Here is an 18,114-nt window from a genome sequence, read left to right as displayed (position 1 = left end):
CGCGCAGCGGACGCGGCGCGGGCGGCTAGTGTCGACAGCGGTATGAACGAATCGGATGCCGAGGGCCCCACCCGCGCGGGAGGGCCACCCGTGGATCCGCGGCTCCTGCGTTACGCGACCGCCTCGCGGGGCTTCTTCGTCGCCCTCGGCCTCCTCTCCCTCGCCCAGACCTCGGTCATCGTGGCGTTCGCGTGGCTCCTCTCGCGCGCGGTCGTCGGCGTCATCGACGGCGTACCCGTCGCGGACCTCACGCAGACCCTGGTGCTCCTCGCCGCGGTGATCGCCGTGCGCGCGACGCTTCTCGCCGTCCGCGAGCGGGTCGCGGCCCACGCCGCCGCACGCGTGCAGTCGCAGCTGCGCGAGGGCCTCCTCGCCGCGGTCGGCCGCCTCGGACCGGGGTGGCTCGCGAGCCGCAACTCGGCGGCGCTCGCGGTGACCGCAGGGCGCGGCCTCGACGCCCTCGAGGCGTACTTCGGGCGCTACCTGCCCCAGCTCGTGCAGACCGTCGTCGCGACGCCGCTCATCATCGCGGTGATGTGGTGGCAGGACTGGATCTCGGGTCTCACCGTCATCCTCACCCTGCCCCTGATCCCGCTCTTCATGGTGCTGATCGGTCTCGCGACGCGCAGCGTCCAGCGGAAGCAGTGGGCGACCCTCGGCCGTCTCGCCGCCCGCTTCTCCGACACCGTGCAGGGGTTGTCGACACTGAAGGTGTTCGGACGTCAGCACCGCGCGGCATCCTCCATCGAGCGGGTCACCGAGGACTACCGGCGCGAGACGATGCGGGTGCTGCGCGTGTCTTTCCTCTCGGGCTTCGCCCTCGAGTTCCTCGCCTCCCTCTCGGTCGCCGTCATCGCCGTCACGATCGGCTTCCGCCTCATCGACGGCTCACTCCTGTTGTCGGTCGGACTCTTCGTGCTCCTGCTCGCCCCCGAGGCCTACCTCCCCGTGCGCCAGGTCGGCGTGCAGTTCCACGCCGCCGCCGAGGGCGTCGCCGCGACCGACGACGTCTTCGCCGTGCTCGACGCCGCCCGCGCGCTTCCCGCCGACCTGACGGAGGGCGCCGCGACGGGCGGCCCGACGGAGACCGCATCCGTGGGCGACCTGGTGCTCGACGACGTCGCCGTCCACTACGGCGAGCGCGTGCTGCCCCCGGTGAGCCTGCGCGCCACCCCCCGCACCGTGACGGTGCTGGCGGGGCCCAGCGGCGTCGGCAAGTCCAGCGTTTTCGCGGCCCTGCGCGGAGCGGTCGTCTTCGACGGGTCCGCGCGCCTCGGTGACACCGACCTCCGCGCCCTCGCCCCCGCCCGGTGGCTCGCGTGGGCCGGTCAGCAGCCCGGACTCATCGGCGGCACCGTCGCCGAGAACGTCGCGCTCGGCGACGACGATCCCGACATCGCCGCCGTCGCACGGGCCCTCGCGCTCGCGTGCGCCGAGGACATCTCCCCCGAGCGGATGCTGGGGGTGCAGGGGGCGGGACTCTCCGGCGGCCAAGCGCAGCGCGTCGCCGTCGCCCGGGCCGTGTACCGGCTCCTCCGCGGGCGCGCACGCGTGCTGGCACTGGATGAACCGAGCGCGGCGCTGGATGCCGAGACGGAGGCGCGCCTCTGGTCCGCCGTCCGCGCGCTCGCCGATGACGGCGCGTGCGTTCTGCTCATCTCCCACCGCACCAGCGCCCACGCGATCGCCGATCAGGTCGTCCGCCTGCACGCCGACGACGACGCCACCGCCGCCGCCGCGCGAGAGGTGACCGCATGACCGCGCGCTCCCGCATCGCCGCGCCGACGAACACCCCCGCCGGTGTCCTCCGCGGCGCCGTCCCGCCCGCCCCGCGCCTGGTGCCCGCCCTCGCCTCCGGGTTCGCCTCCGAGGCTTCGGCGGTGGCGCTCCTCGCCGTGAGCGCCTGGCTGATCGTCCGGGCCAGCGAGCAGCCCCCGGTGCTCTTCCTCACCGCCGCCGTCGTGGGCGTCCGCCTCTTCGCGATCTCGCGCGCGGTCTTCCGCTACCTCGAGCGCCTCACCGGCCACGACGCCGCGCTCCGGCAGCTCGCAGCGACCCGCTCCGCGCTCGTCCGACGCCTCGTGCCGCTCGCCCCCGACGGGCTCACCCGCTCGCGTCGCGGGTCGATGCTCGGGGCGCTCGTCGACGACGTCGACGAGCTCCAGAACCTCCCCTTGCGCGTCATCCAGCCGCTCGCCGCCTCCGCCACCGTCGCCCTCGGCGCGGTGATCCTCGTGAGCATCGTGTGGTGGCCCGCGGGCCTCACGCTGCTGGCCTGCCTCCTCGCCGCCGGGTTCGCCGCCACCGCCTGGGGATGGGCCTCCGGCGCGCGGGCAGAGCGCGCGATCGCGCCGTTGCGCGCAGAGCTGTCGGATGCCGTCCTCGACCAGCTCGGAAGCCTCGACGTCCTCTCGGCCTACGGTGCGGAAGCGGCCGGGCGCGACCGTATCGCCCGCGCGGATCGGGCGCTCCGTCGCGCGATCCTCCGCCGCGCGAGCGCGCAGGCCGGGACCGCCGCGGTCGTGTCCCTCCTCGCCGGCGCGGCGAGTCTCGCCGCGGTGCTCGTGACGGCGGGCCCCGTCGCCGCCGGCACCGTCTCGGCGCCCGCCCTGGCCGTGGTGATCCTCGTCCCGATGGCCGTCTTCGAGGTGTTCACCGCCGTCCCGCTCGCCGCGGCCGCGTGGCGTCAGGTGCGCGCGAGCGCCGAGCGTGTGGCCGAAGCGGTCCCCGCCGACGTGCCCGACGGTCTCGTCACCGACGACCCCGAGCCCACCGGCCTCGGCCCCGCGCTCGGCGACGGCATCCGCCTTCGCGGAGTCTCAGCCCGCTGGCCCGAAGCCGCCGCTCCCGCGCTGCACGACGTCGACCTCGACATCGCGCCGGGCGAGCGGCTGCTCGTCGTCGGCTCCAGCGGCGCGGGCAAATCGACGCTCGCCCACGTGCTCGTGCGCTTCCTCGACGTCACCGGCGACTACACGATCGGGGGCGTGCCGGTCGCGGGACTCTCCACCGACGACGTCCGTCGCACCGTCGGGCTGTGCGAACAGAACCCGATGCTGTTCGACGAGAACATTCGGCAGAATCTCCTGTTCGCGCGCGACACCGCCACGGATGCCGATCTCGAGGCCGCCCTCGAACGCGTCGGTCTCGGACCCTGGCTCCGCGAGCGCGGCGGCCTGGATGCGCGTGTCGGCGAGCGCGGTGCCCTCGTCTCGGGCGGACAGGCGCAGCGGCTCGCCCTTGCGCGGGCGCTGCTCCGCGGGTTCCCCGTCCTGGTCCTCGACGAACCGACCGCGGGAGTGGATCCCGCGGCCTCCGACGCGCTGCTCCGCGATCTACTGGAGGCGGTCGGCGATGATCAGGCGGTGGTGCTCATCTCTCACGTGACCGTACCGGAGGGCCTCATCGACCGCACCGTGCACGTGCGTGCGGGCACGCTCGTCAGCGCGTGACGGTCACCGGCTGCGCCGACGCCTCGACATCCATCTCGGCGGTGGCGGCGATGCGACTCGCCATCCCCGAGAAGATGAAGCCGTGGAAAGGCAGCACCGCCAGCCAGTAGAGGCGGCCGGCAAGCCCCAGCGGGAAGAACACCGCGCGCTGCTCGTAGCGGGAGCCGTTCTCCTCCGCCACGGCGCGGAGCTCGAGCCACGCGAGCCCCGGCACTTTCATCTCGGCCCGGAGCCGCAGGAATGAACCCGGCTCAAGGGCCTCCACGCGCCAGAAGTCCAGCGCGTCGCCGACCTGGAGACGCTCGCGGCTTCGGCGACCGCGCGCCAGACCGATGCCGCCGACGAGACGGTCCATCCAGCCGCGGATCGCCCACAGGATGGGTGAGGAGTACCACCCGTTGGCGCCGCCGATCCCCTCGATGACGCGCCAGAGGGCCTCCTGCGGCGCCGAGGTGTGCGCCGATCGGGCGTCGACGAACACGGTGCGCCCGGCCCAGTCGGGGTCGCTCGGCAGCGGATCGCTCGGGACGCCGAGCACTTCGGCATCCAACCAGCTCGTCTCCACGCGGTCCTCCTGCTCGCGGCCGAGCGCGAGGCGGACGGCGTGCCGATAGCTGGTGAGACCGTCCTCGGGCGGCGGGATCAGGTCGTCGATGTCGTGGTCCTTCATCACGCATTCGTTCTGCAGCGACTCCACGAGCGGCCGCGCGATCGAGCGGGGAATGGGCGTGACGAGGTTCACCCAGTGCGAGGCGAGCCGCGGCGTGAGGACGGGAAGCGCCGCGATCGCGCGCTGCGGCAGACCCGCCACGACGGCGTAGCCGTTCATCATCTGGCCGTAGCGGAGGACGTCGGGCCCGCCGATGTCGACGGCGCGGTTCACGTCGGGGGCGATCTTCGCCGCTCCGAGCAAGTAGTGCAGGACGTCGCGGACCGCGATCGGCTGAATGTGGTTGCGGACCCAGCGCGGGGCCGGCATGTAGGGCAGCACCTCGGTGAGATGGCGGACCATCTCGAAGGATGCCGAGCCCGACCCGATGACGACGCCCGCCTGCAGGACGAGGGTCGGCACGCCCGAGGCGAGGAAGACCTCCCCGACCTCCACGCGCGAGCGCAGGTGCGCCGACAGGGGCGCGTCCTCGGGGTGGAGACCGCCGAGATAGACGATGCGCGACACTCCGGCGCCCGCCGCCGCGTCGGCGACGGTGCGCGCGGCACGGCGGTCGGCGTCCTCGAACGCCGCGCCCGCGGACATCGAGTGCACGAGGTAGTAGAGGACGTCGACGTCCGCGGTCGCCTCCGCCATCGCCTCGGCATCGGTGGCGTCGCCCTGCACGGACTCGACGTCGGCTCCCCACGTGAACGCGCCGAGCCGCGATGTGTCGCGCGCGAGGACCCGCACGCGGTAGCCCGCGGCGAGGAGGCGGGGGACGAGGCGACCGCCGATGTAGCCGGTGGCGCCGAGCACGAGGACACGCGGGGGCGTGCCGTCCTCGGCGGGGACGGCCACCAGGGCCGCTTCTCGTCCGGTCGGTGTGGAGAGATCGTCCATGACGGAAGGCTACGCGCGCGGTCGGTCCTGCGGACCCGTTTGACCCGAATCCGCCTCGCCGTCGAACCGGTGAGCGGCGGCGACCGCGGCGGCGAAGCGGGAGCGCGGGGCGGCGAGCACCTCGGCGACGGCGCCCTCCTGCACGAGGGCACCGTCCTCGACGATCACGAGGCGCTCGGCGATCCCGACCGCGTCCGCCGCATCGTGCGAGACGACGACCGAGGTCACCCCGGTCGTGGCGAGCTGTGCCCGCAGGAGCACGCGGATCTCGGCGGCGGTCGCGACGTCCAGAGAGGTGAGCGGCTCGTCGAGGAGCAGCAGCCGCGGTTCGACGGCGAGCGCCCGCGCGAGCGCGACCCGCTGCTGCTGTCCGCCCGACAGGGCGTCGGGGGCGAGCTCGCCGGTGCCCGCAAGCCCCACGCGCTCGAGCCAGACCTCGGCGTCCGCGCGGGCCGCGCGCGCGGCCACCCCGCGGGCCCGCGGACCGAAGGCGATGTTCTCCCGCACGCTCAGGTGCGGGAAGAGGCGGGGATCCTGCCCGAGAAGGGAGATCCCGCGCGCGGCGGGATCGAGGTGCACCCCCGACGGCCCGCCGGCGAGGAGGTCGCCGCCGAGCCGGATCGCTCCGGCATCGAGTCGGACGAGTCCGGCGAGGGCCTGGAGGAGCGTGGACTTGCCGGCCCCGCTCGGCCCCATGACGGCCAGGGTGCCGCCCGCGGGCACCTCGAGTTCCACGTCCACGGTGAATCGACTCCGCGCGACGACGACGTGCGCGTCCAGCGCCGCCGCCGTCATGACGGCACCCCCTGTCCGGTCGGACGCCAGGCCCGCACGAGGAGGAGCACCCCGACCGCGGTGAACAGCAGCAGCAGCGACAGGGCGATCGCCGTCCCCTGTGTGACGCCCGCCCCGTTGAAAGCGGTGTAGATCGCCAGCGGCATGGTCTGGGTGACGCCCGGTGCGTTTCCGGCGAACAGGGCGGTGGCCCCGAACTCGCCGATGGCCCGTGCGAAGCAGAGGACGACACCTGCCACGATCCCGGGAGCGGCGAGGGGAAGGGTGATGCGCCGGAGGATGGTCCAGCGGCCGGCGCCGAGTCCGGCGGCAGCCTGCTCGTAGCCGACCCCGGTCGCGCGGAGGGATCCCTCGACGGCGAGGACGAGGAAGGGCAGCGCGACGAAGGTCTGCGCGATCACGACCGCGGGCGTGGAGAACGGCAGGCGGATGCCGAGGTCGGCGAGAACGCCGCCGAGCCACCCCGTTCTGCCGAACAGGTACAGGAGCGCAACGCCGCCCACCATCGGGGGCAGGACGAGCGGCACCGTGACGAGCGCGCGGAGGAGTCCCGCGGTGCGTGCGGAGCTCCGCGCGATCACGATCGCGAGCGGGATGCCGAGGATCGTGCACACCCCGGTGGCGACGATCCCGGTCGAGAGCGACAGCCCCAGTGCGGACAGCGCCTGCGGGGAGGTGACGTCGGCGACGAGCGACGACCACTGCACCCGGGCGACGAGCGCGACGAGCGGGACGAGGAGGAGCGCGAGCGCCACGACAGCCGGGAGGACGAGGATGCGCGGGACGAAGCCTGCAGCCTGTCGGGATCCGGGCCGACGTAGGCTCACGGCGATCCGAACCCGTCCTCGGCGAGGACCGACCGGCCGCCCTCGCCGAGGACGAAGGCCACGAACGCCGCGGCGACCTCGGGATCGGCGGCGTCCTCGAGCGCGACGATCGGGTAGCGGTTGACGACATCCGCGGCACCCTCCGGGACGATCACCTCGACATCGTCGCGCCCGGCGACGTCGGTGGCGTAGACGAGTCCGGCGTCGGCCTCGCCCGCCGCGACCTTCGTCAGCACCGCGGTGACGTTCTGCTCGGAGCTGGCCGGGATGACGCGGAGGCCCCGATCGGCGAGCAGGACCTGCGACGCCGCACCGCACGGCACCTCGGGCGCGCACAGCACGACGCGCGCCGCGGGATCGGAGAGATCGGCGAGACCCTCGATCTCTGCGGGGTTCCCCGTCGGCACCGCGATGACGAGGGTGTTGGTGGCGAACAGCGCCGGTTCCGCGGCGAGGCCCGCCTCGACGACGCTCGCCATGGTCTCCTCGTCGGCCGAGGCGAAGACGTCGGCGGGTGCGCCCTCGACGATCTGGGTGGCGAGCGTGCTCGATCCGTCGTAGGAGATCGGGCGGACGTCCACGCCCGGGTAGGCCTGCTCGAACTGTGCGGCGATCTCATCGAAGGCGACGGCGAGGGACGCCGCGGCGAAGATCGTGACCTCTCCGGTCAGCGCGTCGGCACCGCCGCCGGGCGTCTCCCCCGCCTGCGGATCCTCCGTCGGAGACGAGGCGCACCCGCCGAGCAGAAGCACGCACGCGGCAAGCGCGGAAAGGAGAGGAAGCGAGCGGGAGCGCGGCACGTCAGTCCTTCGGGGTCTCGACGATGACGGTGGTGGCCTTGACGACGGCGACGGCGAGCGACCCGACTTCGAGGCCGAGCGCATCCACCGCCTCGGTGGACATCAGCGACACCACGCGGTGCGGGCCGGACTGGATGTCGACCTGCGCCATCACCGTGTCCCGCACGATGCGGGTCACGAGCCCCGTGAAGCGGTTGCGCGCGCTGGAGAGGACGTCGGTCGGGTCGTCCGGCCGCGCCGCGAGGGCGACTGCGCGCTCGGCGAGGGCCGCCCCGGGAATCTCCGCGGGGCTCGCGCCGGTCGTCGGGAGGGTTCCGGCATCCACCCACCGCCGCACGGTGTCGTCGCTCACGCCTAGGAGACGCGCAGCGTCCGCGATCTTGTAGGCGGTCATCGCGTCACGATATCACCGTGAATGCGGTGGAAAGGCGGTGAATTCTCCGCACCTGCGGATCCCGGCATCCGACCGGTGCTCGCGTCGTAGCCTGAGGGGGTGCCCCTTCCCCCGCTGGTCGCGCCCGTGGACGCCCTCGATCCCGCCGAGGCCTCCCGCACCGCCCGCCACGCGGTCCTTGCGGGATTCGGCGAGATCGGTCAGCGCCGCCTCGCCGCCGCCCACGTCGCGGTGATCGGAGCGGGCGGTCTGGGGTCGCCCGTGATCCTCGCCCTCGCCGCAGCCGGTGTCGGCCGCCTCACCGTCATCGACGACGACGTCGTGGAGGTCTCCAACCTGCAGCGCCAGGTGCTGCACCGCCACCGCGACGCCGGCCGCCCGAAAACGGCGTCGGCGATCCGGGCGGCGGCCGATCTCTCCCCCGGCACCCGCGTCGACGCCGTGACCGAGCGGATCGCACCCGGCAACGCCGCCGCGCTCCTCGCGGACGCCGACGTCGTGATCGACGGCAGCGACACCTTCGCAACGCGTCGCGCGGTCGCGGACGCCTGCGAGAGCCTCGGCATCCCCCTCGTCTGGGGCGTGGTGCAGGAGTTTCACGCCCAGGTGACGATCTTCTGGACGCCGACGGATGCCGCGCTCCCGGCCGTCCGCCTCGCCGACCTCTACCCGGAGGGCAGCGAGGGCGATGTCCCCACGTGCGCCGCGGTGGGAGTGCTCGGATCGCTCTGCATCCAGGTCGGCGGCATCCTCGCCACCGAGACCGTCAAGCTGCTCACGGGGATCGGGGAGCCCCTCCTCGGCCGCGTCCTGGTGGTGGACGCGCTCCGCGGGCGCACGTCCGAGGTGCCGCTGCGGCCGAGCCGGATGCCTGTTCCGGCCGTCTCGCCGGCGAACGCACCCGCACCCGCCCCGACCCCGGTGCCCGACGTCGACCTGCAGGCGGCGCTGTCGGCATCCCGCGCGGGCGCGTTGCTCCTCGACGTCCGCGAGCCGGCCGAAACCGCCACCGGGACGATCCCGGGGTCCGTGACCATCCCGCTCGCCGAGCTGCTCGCCGAACCGGACCGAGTGACGGCATCATCCGTCGTGGTGATCTGTCACGCCGGCGGTCGCGCCCGCCGCGCCGCCGAGGTGCTCCGCTCCCGCGGCGTCGATGCCGCGGTGCTCACGGGCGGGCTCTCGGCGTGGCCGCACGCGACAGACCTTTCGCCAGCGCCGAGCACGATCGCCGAGGAGTCTTCCGCGTGACCGATGACCTGATCGACCTCGACGCCCACCGCGCGACCGTGCTCGCCGCCGCGCCCCTCCTCGCCTCCGAGGTCCTGCCGCTCGCGGCCACCCTCGGACGCACCCTCCGGGAGCCGGTGCACGCGGCCGTCGACCTCCCCGTCTTCGACAACTCCGCGATGGACGGCTTCGCCGTCCGCGGCGAGGACGTCACCGGGGTGAACGAAGACCGCCCCGCCCGGCTGCGCGTCGTCGCCGACATCCCCGCCGGGTCGGGCGAGGACCCGCCGCTCGGCCCGGGCGAGGCGGCCCGCATCATGACCGGGGCGCCGATGCCGAGCGGGGCCGACACGATCGTCCCGTTCGAGAGCACCGCCGGCGGGCTCGCCGATTCGCTCGGTGAGGTGCTGGTGGTCGCCGCGCCCGCACCGGGAGTCCACGTGCGTCGCCGGGGCGAGGACTGCGTCGCCGGAGCCGAGATCCTCGCCGCGGGAACCGCGCTCGGTCCGCTCCAGCTGGCCTCCGCCGCGGCGGCCGGGGTGCCCGCGGTGACGGTCGCCCGCCGTCCGCGGGTCGCGGTGGTCTCCACCGGCACCGAGCTGGTCGCGCCGGGGGCACCGCTCCGCCGCGGCGAGATCCCCGAGTCCAACGGCATCCTGCTGGAGATGCTCGCGCGCGAGGCCGGCGCCGAGATCGTCGCCCGCGAGGTCGTCGACGACACCGTCGGCGGCCCCCTCGGGGCGATCGCGCGCGCCGAGGAGTCGGACGCGGACCTCGTAATCTTCTCAGGCGGCGTCAGCGCGGGCGCCTACGAAGTGGTCAAGTCGACCCTCGGCGCGTGGATGACCTTCTCGAAGGTGCGGATGCAGCCCGGCAAGCCGCAGGGGTTCGGGGTCTCCCCCGCCGGGACGCTGCTGTTCGGTCTTCCGGGGAATCCCGTCAGCGCCGCGGTGTCGTTCGAGGTGTTCGTGCGCCCGGCGCTCCTCGCGATGCAGGGGCGGAGCGACCTCGCCCGTCCGGTCGTCGCCCTCCCCGCCGCGCGCGGGTGGCGGACGCCGCCGAAACGCGCGCAGTTCCTCCCCGTGCGGATCGACCGTGCCGATCCGGCGCAGTGGCGGGCCGTCCCGGCCACGAGCGGCGGGTCGCACCTGGCGGGCGGGCTCGCCCGCGCGGAGGCGTACGCGATGGTGCCCGCCGAGGTGGCCGCGGTCGAGGAGGGCGATCTCGTCGATGTCATGCTGATCCCATGAGTTTCACCCACCTGGATGCCGCCGGCCACGCGCGCATGGTCGATGTCACCGAGAAGGTCCCCACCGCCCGCTCCGCCACCGCACGGGGTCTCGTGCGGTGCGCCCCCGAGGTCGTCGCCGCGCTCCGGGACGGCACCGTCCCCAAGGGCGACGTCCTCGCCGTCGCCCGCATCTCGGGCATCCAGGCCGCCAAGCGCACGCCGGAGCTGCTCCCGCTCGCGCACGTCATCGGCGTCCACGGCGCGACGGTGGACCTGGTGATCACGGACGCCGGTGTCGAGATCGAGGCCACGGTCCGCACCGCCGATCGGACGGGCGTCGAGATGGAGGCCCTCACCGCGGTGACCGTCGCCGGGCTCGCCGTGATCGACATGGTGAAGGCGCTCGACAAGGGCACGTCCCTCGAATCGGTGCGCATCACCCGCAAGACGGGCGGGAAGAGCGGCGACTGGGTCCGATCCGAGGGATCGTGAGCGGCAGGCCGCGTCTCGGCGCCATCGTGCTCGCCGGCGGCCGGGCCACGCGCCTGGACGGAGCCGACAAACCGCTGCTGGACGTCGGCGGTCGCTCGCTCCTCGATCGGGCGGCGGATGCCGCGGCCACCGTCGGCGCCGTCGCGCTCACGATCGTCGGTCCCGAGTCGGCTCTCTCGGGTGTGGAGATCCCGACCCGCTGGGTGCGCGAGGAACCGCCCTTCGGCGGACCCGCCGCCGCGATCGTCGCCGCCCTCGCCGCGACGTCCGCGGCGGGTGCGCCCGAGTGGACGCTCGTCCTCGCCGGCGACCTCCCGCACGCGGAGGAGGCTGCGCGCCTGCTCGTGGCCGACCTGGACCTCTTCCCCGCCGACACCGACGGCGTGTGCCTCGCCGACGCGTCGGGACGGCCGCAGTGGCTCACCGGGGTGTACCGCACCCGGGCGCTGCGGGAGGCGGCATCCGCTCTCCCCGAGCGAGGTCGCGACGCCGCCGTCCGCGCCCTCCTGGACGATCTCGCCGTCGCCGTCCTCCGCGCCCCGGCGCACGTGACCGACGACGTGGACACGTGGGAGGATCTTCAGCGGGCGCGGCGCCGTTTCGCCTCCGCCCCGTCCACCGCCGAGGAGGCCCCGCGATGACCGAACGCACCCTTCCCCCCGAGGCGCTGGACGCGTGGGCGACGATCCTCCGCGATCACTTCGGACTCGTGCCCGACGACATCCCGATCGCGCTGGTGCTCGACCTCGCGCGCGACGTCGCTCACGACGTGGCCCGCCCCGCGGCCCCCCTCAGCGCCTTCGTGGCCGGCCTCGTCGCCGGGCGCGCCGGCGGATCCGCCGACGACATCGCCGCCGCCGTCGCGGCGATCACCGGGCTCGCCCGCGCGCACGCCCAGGACACCGCGGGAGGGACGCCGTGACCCGCGTCCGGTTCTTCGCCGCAGCGCAGGAGGCGGCCGGCACCGACGCCGCGGACTACGACGTCGCGACCCTCGGCGCTCTGCGCGCCGAGCTCACCGCCGCGTACCCCGCCCTCGCCGGCATCCTGCCGCGCTGCGCGGTGCTCGTCGACGGCGCGCGCGTGGGCGATGACACCCCGCTCACCGATGCGCAGACCGTCGACGTGCTGCCGCCCTTCGCGGGCGGGTGACGCGGGCGGGAGGCGGTCAGCCGCCGAGCCCGAGCCAGGTGGCGGTGCCGTCGACCTCGACCTGCTTCTTCCACACCGGGAGGTCGGTCTTGATCGCCTCGATGAGCGTGCGGCAGACCTCGAACGCCGTCGCGCGGTGCGGGCTCGCCACGGCGATGACGACCGCGATGTCCCCGACCCCGAGCGTCCCCACCCGGTGACTCACGGCAACGCGCGCCTCGGTCTCCCCCGCGGCCGCGGCCGCGATGCGTCCGAGCGCGGCGGCGGCGTCCGGATGCGCGGAGTACTCGAGCGCGGCGACCTCCCGCGCGGCATCCGGGTCGTGATCGCGCACCCGCCCGACGAAGGTCGTCTCGGCGCCCATCGCCGGGTCGGCCACGGCGTCCAGGTGTGCGGAGAGATCGAGCGGCGCGTCGCTGATGTCGGCGCGGACGACGACGGCCATCAGTGGTCGCCGCCGGCGACCTGCTCGATGACGTGGGCGGCGATCGAGACGATGACCGGCATGCCGTCCCGGACACCGCCGGGCGACCCCGGGAGGTTGACGACGAGGGCCCCGTGCGGGTCGACGACACCCGCCACGGCGCGCGAGATCATGCCGGTGGGCATCTGCGCGGTGCCGATGCGCCGGAGCTCCTCAGCGATCCCGGGGATCGGGCGCGTGAGGACGCGCGAGGTCCCCTCGGGGGTCTCATCCCGCGGGCCGAGACCGGTGCCCCCCGTCGTGACGATCAGGCGCACGCCCGCGAGGACCTGCGCGGTGATCGCCCGCTCGACGCTGTCGGCGCCGTCCGGGATGATCAGCGCCTCGTCGCAGGAGAAGCCCGCGTCACGGAGCGCCGCGACGGCGACGGGTCCGCTGCGGTCCTCGCGCGTTCCGGCGGCGGATCGGTCGGACACCGTCAGGACGGCTGCGCGGATCATCCCCTCAGCCTAGGCCTGCGCCGTCCCCACCGGTCGGAGCGGGGCGATCACGACCACGAATCGATCGTCCCGGCATCCGCGGATCCGGCCGACGCGCGGCGGGCACGCGCGGCGAGGGCGAGAGCCTCCGGGCGATCGAGGGCGTGCAGCGCCGACGGCCCGATCCGCCGGTCCCACAGGGCTGCGAAGGCCTCGGCATCCGCGCGGCGCCGACCGATGAGCGCCGGCACCGGCAGATAGCGGGCGTCCTCCTCCGCGCCGGCACCCCCGAGCAGGCGTCGGACGATCCATGCCCGCCCGCCGCGACCCACCTCCATCACGTACCGGGGCGTGCGGACCGCGCCGAAGAGCTCCGCGAGCGCCTCGGCGAGGAGCCGCTGGTCCGCGAGGGCCGCGTGGGGGAAGCCGATCCACACGTCGATGTGGTCCGGGGATCCGCGGTCCTCGGTCACCGACGGTGCGCCGACGGCACCCCGGGTGCGGCCCGCGGACTCCAGGCTCGCGCCGACGACCGCGGCGATCCGCGCGTACAGCTCGACACCGTCGCCTCGACTCGCCCGCCAGGCCGACACGAGGGGCGGCAGCGCCCACAGGCCCGCGCCGCCGAGGACGACCGCGCCCACGATCGCCGCGAGCGGTCCGGCCGTCGCCGCCGCCGCGATCCCTGCCGCGACCAGCGTCGCGATGCCGCCGATCGCCCCACCGAGCACGCGCGATGTCCGTCGCCGGGCGCGGAACACGGGCGTGCCCGGACGACGGGCGACGAGAGCGCCGGCCGCCTCGCGATCGACGTACGGCTCGCCGACGCGCCATTCCGCCCGCGTGGCGGCACGTCCGCCCAGGTCGGACGCGGCGTTGAGCGCGGCCACCGGAACGTCCCGCCGGTGCTCCACGAGGTCGGTGAGCAGGGTGCGCTGCCGCGCCGACGCCGCGGCGGCGAGCCCTCGCACCACGCGGGACCGGTCGTCGCGGTCGAGCCCCCACAGCCGAGCGTGCTTGCGCCGCAGCCGATCCACATCCGGCGCCGCGCGCAGGGGCACGCCCGCGGGGAGGACCGCGGTGACCGACCAGTTGTGCGCGACCTTCCCGGGCCACGCCGGATCGCACCGCAGGGTCCGGCCGCGCAACTGCTGCACCGCGGATGCCGTGGCCACCGCGGTCAGATCGATGAGCGTGTTCACCGCTGGGCAGTCCCACCCCTCGCCGAACAGCCCCCGCGTGCCGACGACGACCCCGACGGGGCCGTCGGAGAGCAGGGCGGAGACCGCGCGCACCATCCCCGCCGCGCCGACACCCGGCGCGTGCACCCGCGACACGACGCCGCCCTCGAGCGGGGCCGCCGCCACCGGCACCCCGAGCTCCCGCTCGAGGGCGGGGAGGAGCACGTCCTCGTCGCGCGTGGCGATGTGGGTGCGGGACCCGGTGACGAGCACCGGATACAGGCCGCGGGCGGCGACGTCGGCGGCCACGACGTCGAAGGTCCGCAGCGCGCCCGCCGCCGAGACGAGCCCGCCGAGACGGTTGCCGTGGCGTTCGAAATCGGCGACCACCAGCGCCCGGAGCCGATCGTCGCCGATCTCCCGACGTTCGATCCGCAGGATGTCGCACACCGCGTGGTCCTTCGCGAGCGACGACGCCAGCAGCGTGTCGACCGGATCGCGCGAGCGTCGCACGCCGCGATCGGTGAGGCTGTAGCCGAAGTCCGCGAGCGCCCGACGGATCCGCTCCCACTGCTCGGAGCGGGCGGGGTCGGGGAGGATACGCTCCACCGCGTAGCGGCCGAGCAGCCGCAGCGCCTCCTCCGAGGTGGGCGGCCGCCGTGCGGCGTGCGGCAGCAGATCCACCAGAGGATGGTGCGGCGCGACGGTGTAGAGCATCGCGGCGGCGGCCTCCGCGCCGCCGAAGTCCGCCCCGAAGGCGGCCGCCAGACGGGCATCCGCATCACCGTCGACATCCGCGGGCTGCAGAGCCTCCACGAGGTGCGCGAGGCCTGCATCCCGCGAGAACGTCGACCGCAGGAGCACGTCGAGTCCCTCGGCGTGGGCACCCAGGAACGCCATCTCCTGTGCCGTCGGCTCGACGAACCGGACGAGGTCGCGGAACGGGGCGAGATTGCCCTCGCGGACGACAGCGGGCACGGGCACCTCGTAGTCGACGTCGCCGAGGAGCGAGGTGTAGTTGTCGTACTCGTCGGCGTCATCGGGCGAGGGCAGGGTCGCCGTCAGCCCGATGACCAGCGGCCGCCGACCGGCGTCGCGCAAGCGGGCGACGAGGGCCGCGACCACCAGCGCCCAGTGATCGAGCAGGTGATGGCATTCGTCGAGGACGATCGTGTCGATCCCGTGGGCGACCAGGCGGTCCAGCAGATCGCGCGCACGCGGGTGGAGGGCGGCGACGAGGAAATCGGCGTCCTCGCGGGCGAGTCGTCGGCGCAGCCGCCGGGAACGCCGCGCGATGCCCGAGCGGTAGGCATCCGGATTGGTCCGGGCGAGGTCGGCCACCCCCGCCGCGGCCGACTCCGCCGACCGACCGTCGGCCTCGAGCTCCTCGCACCAGCGGGTGTGGGCGAGCCCGGCCAGCGGGTTCACCGCGTCGAGGACGCTCAGGACCTGGTAAGTGAGGGCCGTCAGGGCCCGGGGATCGTCGGGGTCCTCGGAGACCTGCGCGGGATCAGGGCTGAGCGCGATCGCCGCCTCGGCCCACTGCCGGCGCACGGTGAGCGTCGGGGCGAGGACGAGGGTGCGCGCGCCGCGCTCGACGGCGAGCAGGAGCCCCAGCAGCGTCTTGCCCGACCCCGGCGGCGCGACGATGTGGAGCGGATCCTCCGTCTGCACCGACACCCGATCCAGGACGTCCGCCTGATAGTGGCGGAGGTCTCCGGAGAACGTCCACCCCGCGAGCGCCGCCCGTGCTGCCGGCATCCGCTCAGCGGGCGCCGGTCGCGGCCGGGCTGCGCGCCGGTTCGAGCCGGATCACGACCGACTTCGATGTCGGGGTGCCCGAGACGTCGGCGACCGAGTCCAGCGGCACCAGCACGTTCGTCTCCGGATAGTAGGCCGCGGCGTTCCGGCGCGGGGTGTCGTACGCGACGAGGCGGAACGACGGAGCACGCCGCTCTTGGAGCCCGGCGGGCCCCTGCCACTCCGACACGAGATCGACCAGGTCGCCGTCTGCGAAGCCCTGCTCGCGGATGTCGTCGATGTGGGCGAGGACGACGCGACGGCCCCCGTGGATACCCCGGTAACGATCGTCCTTGCCGTAGATCGTGGTGTTGTACTGATCGTGCGACCGGAGGGTCTGCAGCAGCAGACGCCCCTCCGGGATCCTCGGGTACTCCAGCGGATTGACGGTGAACCGCGCCCGCCCGTCGACGGTGTCGAAGCGGCGCTCGTCGCGCGGTGGATTGGGCAGGAAGAACGTGCGCCCCTTCGCGATGCGCTGCTCGTAGTCTTCGAACCCCGGCACCACCCGGGAGATGTGCGCGCGGATGCCGGCATAGTCGCCCTCGAGCGAGGTCCAGTCCGCGCGCGGGCCGGTCTCGCCGTCGAACAGCAGCGCGCACAGCCGCGCGACGATCGCCACCTCGCTGAGGAGTCCATCCTCCGGCGGCGCCAGGCGCCCCCGCGAGGCGTGGACGGCCCCCATCGAATCCTCGACCGTCACGCGCTGCTCGGCTCCGCCCCGCCGATCGCGGTCGGTCCGTCCGAGGGTCGGGAGGATGATCGCCCGCTGACCGGTGACGACGTGCGAGCGATTGAGCTTGGTCGACACCTGCACGCTCAGGTCGACCCGCGCCATGGCCGCTTCCACGACCGCGGTGTCGGGGGTCGCCGACACGAAGTTGCCACCCATCCCGAAGAACACCCGCACCGCTCCGTCGCGCATGGCGCGGATCGCCTGCACGGTGTCGAACCCGTGCTCCCGCGGTGGCTCGAAGGAGAACTCCGCCGCCAAAGCATCGAGGAACGCCGTCGACGGCTTCTCGTAGATCCCCACGGTGCGGTCGCCCTGGACGTTCGAGTGACCGCGCACGGGGCAGACGCCCGCCCCCGGACGGCCGATGTCGCCGCGGAGCAGCAGCACGTTCACGACCTCGCGGAGGGTGGGCACGGAGTGCTTGTGCTGGGTCAGTCCCATCGCCCAGCAGACGATCGTGGCCGACGATTCGGCCACGACGTCGCCGAGCGCGCGGATGCGGTCCACGCTGAGCCCGGTCGCGGTGACGAGGTCGTCCCAGGCGAGCGCCAAGAGCGCGTCGCGGTAGGCGGCGAACCCACTGGTGAAGGTCTCGATGAACGCGGTGTCGAGGATCGCGGCATCCGTCTCGGCCCGTTCGAGGAGGTGCTTGCCGATGCCCTGGAAGAGCGCCTGGTCGCCGCCGAGACGGATCTGGACGAAGTCGTCGGCGAGCGCGGTGCCGCCGAGGGCGATGCCGCGGGGCGTCTGCGGGTTCTCGAAGCGGAGGAGCCCGGCCTCCGGCAGCGGGTTGACCGCGATGATCCGCGCCCCGCGCTGCTTCGCCTTCTCGAGCGCCGAGAGCATGCGGGGGTGGTTCGTCCCGGGGTTCTGCCCGGCGACGATGAGCAGATCCGCGGCGTGGATGTCCTCGATCGACACCGTGCCCTTGCCGATCCCGATCGTCTCTGACAGGGCCGCGCCGCTGGATTCGTGGCACATGTTGGAGCAGTCGGGGAGGTTGTTGGTCCCGAGCCCCCGCACCAGCAGCTGATAGAGGAACGCCGCCTCGTTGGAGGTGCGCCCCGAGGTGTAGAACACCGCCTCGTCCGGATCGTCGAGGGCGGACAGCGCTCCGGCGATCTCCCGGAGCGCGTCGTCCCAGGTGATCGGACGATAGTGCGAGGCGCCCTCGTCGAGGATCACCGGGTGGGTGAGGCGCCCCTGCTGCCCGAGCCACCAGTCGTCGTGCGCGGCGAGGTCGGCGATGCTGTGCCGGGCGAAGAAGTCCGGACCCACGCGGCGCAGCGTCGCCTCCTCGGCGACGGCCTTGGCGCCGTTCTCGCAGAACTCGGCGACGTGCCGCTTGTCCTCCTCCGGCCAGGCGCACCCGGGGCAGTCGAAGCCGTCCTTCTGGTTGACACGCAGCAGCGTCCGGGCGGTGCGTGCCACGCCCATCTGCTCCTGCGCGATCTGCAGCGCGTGAACGACGGCGGGCACCCCGACGGCCACGGTCTTCGGAGCGCCGACGGTGAGCTCGGACTCGTCGATGTTCTCCCGCGGTGCCTTCGTCGCCATCGCCCCAGGCTA

17 protein-coding genes are annotated in these 18,114 nt (G+C 74.2%); 8 read left to right on the top strand and 9 right to left on the bottom strand.

What is annotated here, in order from left to right; translation table 11 throughout:
- Positions 1 to 42 precede the first annotated feature (42 nt).
- The gene (gene cydD / locus KZC50_RS08480; protein WP_310891355.1) at positions 43 to 1,758 is read left to right on the top strand and encodes a thiol reductant ABC exporter subunit CydD; all 1,716 of its coding nucleotides are present in this window, start codon (positions 43 to 45) and stop codon (positions 1,756 to 1,758) included.
- On the top strand, positions 1,755 to 3,452 hold the full coding sequence (gene cydC, locus KZC50_RS08475; protein WP_310891354.1) for a thiol reductant ABC exporter subunit CydC: 1,698 nt from the start codon (positions 1,755 to 1,757) through the stop codon (positions 3,450 to 3,452). Before cydD ends, cydC begins: the two co-directional genes overlap by 4 nt.
- Here the strand turns inward: cydC and KZC50_RS08470 are convergent.
- Genes KZC50_RS08470 through KZC50_RS08450 form a run of 5 tightly spaced genes read right to left on the bottom strand, consistent with a single transcriptional unit; the run spans position 3,442 to position 7,820 of the window.
- Positions 3,442 to 5,004, bottom strand: a complete 1,563-nt coding sequence (locus KZC50_RS08470) for an SDR family oxidoreductase (RefSeq protein ID WP_310891353.1) — start codon at positions 5,002 to 5,004, stop codon at positions 3,442 to 3,444. The genes cydC and KZC50_RS08470 overlap by 11 nt on opposite strands.
- Positions 5,005 to 5,013: 9 nt before the next feature.
- The gene (locus KZC50_RS08465) at positions 5,014 to 5,799 is read right to left on the bottom strand and encodes a sulfate/molybdate ABC transporter ATP-binding protein (RefSeq protein WP_310891352.1); all 786 of its coding nucleotides are present in this window, start codon (positions 5,797 to 5,799) and stop codon (positions 5,014 to 5,016) included.
- Positions 5,796 to 6,626 (bottom strand): ABC transporter permease, encoded by an 831-nt coding sequence (locus KZC50_RS08460; protein WP_310891351.1) that lies wholly within the window; start codon positions 6,624 to 6,626, stop codon positions 5,796 to 5,798. Before KZC50_RS08460 ends, KZC50_RS08465 begins: the two co-directional genes overlap by 4 nt.
- Positions 6,623 to 7,426, bottom strand: a complete 804-nt coding sequence (gene modA / locus KZC50_RS08455; protein ID WP_310891350.1) for a molybdate ABC transporter substrate-binding protein — start codon at positions 7,424 to 7,426, stop codon at positions 6,623 to 6,625. Before modA ends, KZC50_RS08460 begins: the two co-directional genes overlap by 4 nt.
- A gap of 1 nt (position 7,427) precedes the next feature.
- Positions 7,428 to 7,820, bottom strand: a complete 393-nt coding sequence (locus KZC50_RS08450) for a TOBE domain-containing protein (RefSeq protein ID WP_301133369.1) — start codon at positions 7,818 to 7,820, stop codon at positions 7,428 to 7,430.
- A gap of 99 nt (positions 7,821 to 7,919) precedes the next feature.
- On the opposite strand from KZC50_RS08450, the gene KZC50_RS08445 reads away from it, so the two are divergent.
- The 6 genes from KZC50_RS08445 to KZC50_RS08420 are packed head-to-tail and all read left to right on the top strand — an operon-like array spanning position 7,920 to position 11,925.
- Positions 7,920 to 9,071, top strand: coding sequence for a ThiF family adenylyltransferase (locus tag KZC50_RS08445; RefSeq protein ID WP_310891349.1), 1,152 nt, complete (start codon positions 7,920 to 7,922; stop codon positions 9,069 to 9,071).
- Positions 9,068 to 10,300, top strand: coding sequence for a molybdopterin molybdotransferase MoeA (locus KZC50_RS08440; RefSeq protein WP_310891348.1), 1,233 nt, complete (start codon positions 9,068 to 9,070; stop codon positions 10,298 to 10,300). Before KZC50_RS08445 ends, KZC50_RS08440 begins: the two co-directional genes overlap by 4 nt.
- Positions 10,297 to 10,773 carry a cyclic pyranopterin monophosphate synthase MoaC gene (gene moaC, locus KZC50_RS08435; RefSeq protein ID WP_310891347.1) on the top strand — a complete coding sequence of 159 codons (477 nt, stop codon included), beginning with the start codon at positions 10,297 to 10,299 and terminating at the stop codon, positions 10,771 to 10,773. Before KZC50_RS08440 ends, moaC begins: the two co-directional genes overlap by 4 nt.
- A complete protein-coding gene (gene mobA / locus KZC50_RS08430) occupies positions 10,770 to 11,414 on the top strand; it encodes a molybdenum cofactor guanylyltransferase (protein WP_310891346.1) in 645 nt (214 codons plus the stop codon). Before moaC ends, mobA begins: the two co-directional genes overlap by 4 nt.
- Complete coding sequence (locus KZC50_RS08425) at positions 11,411 to 11,695, top strand: DUF6457 domain-containing protein (protein WP_301133360.1); 285 nt, start codon at positions 11,411 to 11,413, stop codon at positions 11,693 to 11,695. The genes mobA and KZC50_RS08425 overlap by 4 nt, the downstream gene beginning before the upstream one ends.
- On the top strand, positions 11,692 to 11,925 hold the full coding sequence (locus tag KZC50_RS08420) for a MoaD/ThiS family protein (RefSeq protein WP_310891345.1): 234 nt from the start codon (positions 11,692 to 11,694) through the stop codon (positions 11,923 to 11,925). The genes KZC50_RS08425 and KZC50_RS08420 overlap by 4 nt, the downstream gene beginning before the upstream one ends.
- A 16-nt stretch (positions 11,926 to 11,941) precedes the next feature.
- Here the strand turns inward: KZC50_RS08420 and KZC50_RS08415 are convergent, their stop codons facing one another.
- The 4 genes from KZC50_RS08415 to KZC50_RS08400 are packed head-to-tail and all read right to left on the bottom strand — an operon-like array spanning position 11,942 to position 18,102.
- Entirely contained in the window at positions 11,942 to 12,370 is a 429-nt protein-coding gene (locus KZC50_RS08415; RefSeq protein WP_301133358.1) for a molybdenum cofactor biosynthesis protein MoaE, read from the bottom strand.
- The gene (locus KZC50_RS08410) at positions 12,370 to 12,849 is read right to left on the bottom strand and encodes a MogA/MoaB family molybdenum cofactor biosynthesis protein (RefSeq protein ID WP_236967495.1); all 480 of its coding nucleotides are present in this window, start codon (positions 12,847 to 12,849) and stop codon (positions 12,370 to 12,372) included. The genes KZC50_RS08415 and KZC50_RS08410 overlap by 1 nt, the downstream gene beginning before the upstream one ends.
- 47 nt (positions 12,850 to 12,896) lie before the next feature.
- Positions 12,897 to 15,770: a DEAD/DEAH box helicase family protein gene (locus KZC50_RS08405; RefSeq protein WP_310891344.1), complete on the bottom strand. Its 2,874-nt coding sequence runs from the start codon at positions 15,768 to 15,770 to the stop codon at positions 12,897 to 12,899.
- A 4-nt stretch (positions 15,771 to 15,774) separates the two neighbouring features.
- Entirely contained in the window at positions 15,775 to 18,102 is a 2,328-nt protein-coding gene (locus tag KZC50_RS08400) for an FdhF/YdeP family oxidoreductase (protein WP_310891343.1), read from the bottom strand.
- Positions 18,103 to 18,114 lie beyond the last annotated feature (12 nt).

Origin of the sequence: Microbacterium aurantiacum, from assembly GCF_031625015.1 — a bacterium.
Lineage (GTDB): Bacteria > Actinomycetota > Actinomycetes > Actinomycetales > Microbacteriaceae > Microbacterium > Microbacterium aurantiacum.
The sequence above is the reverse complement of the archived record's forward strand: the minus strand, read 5'-3'. Positions and strand labels throughout refer to the sequence as shown.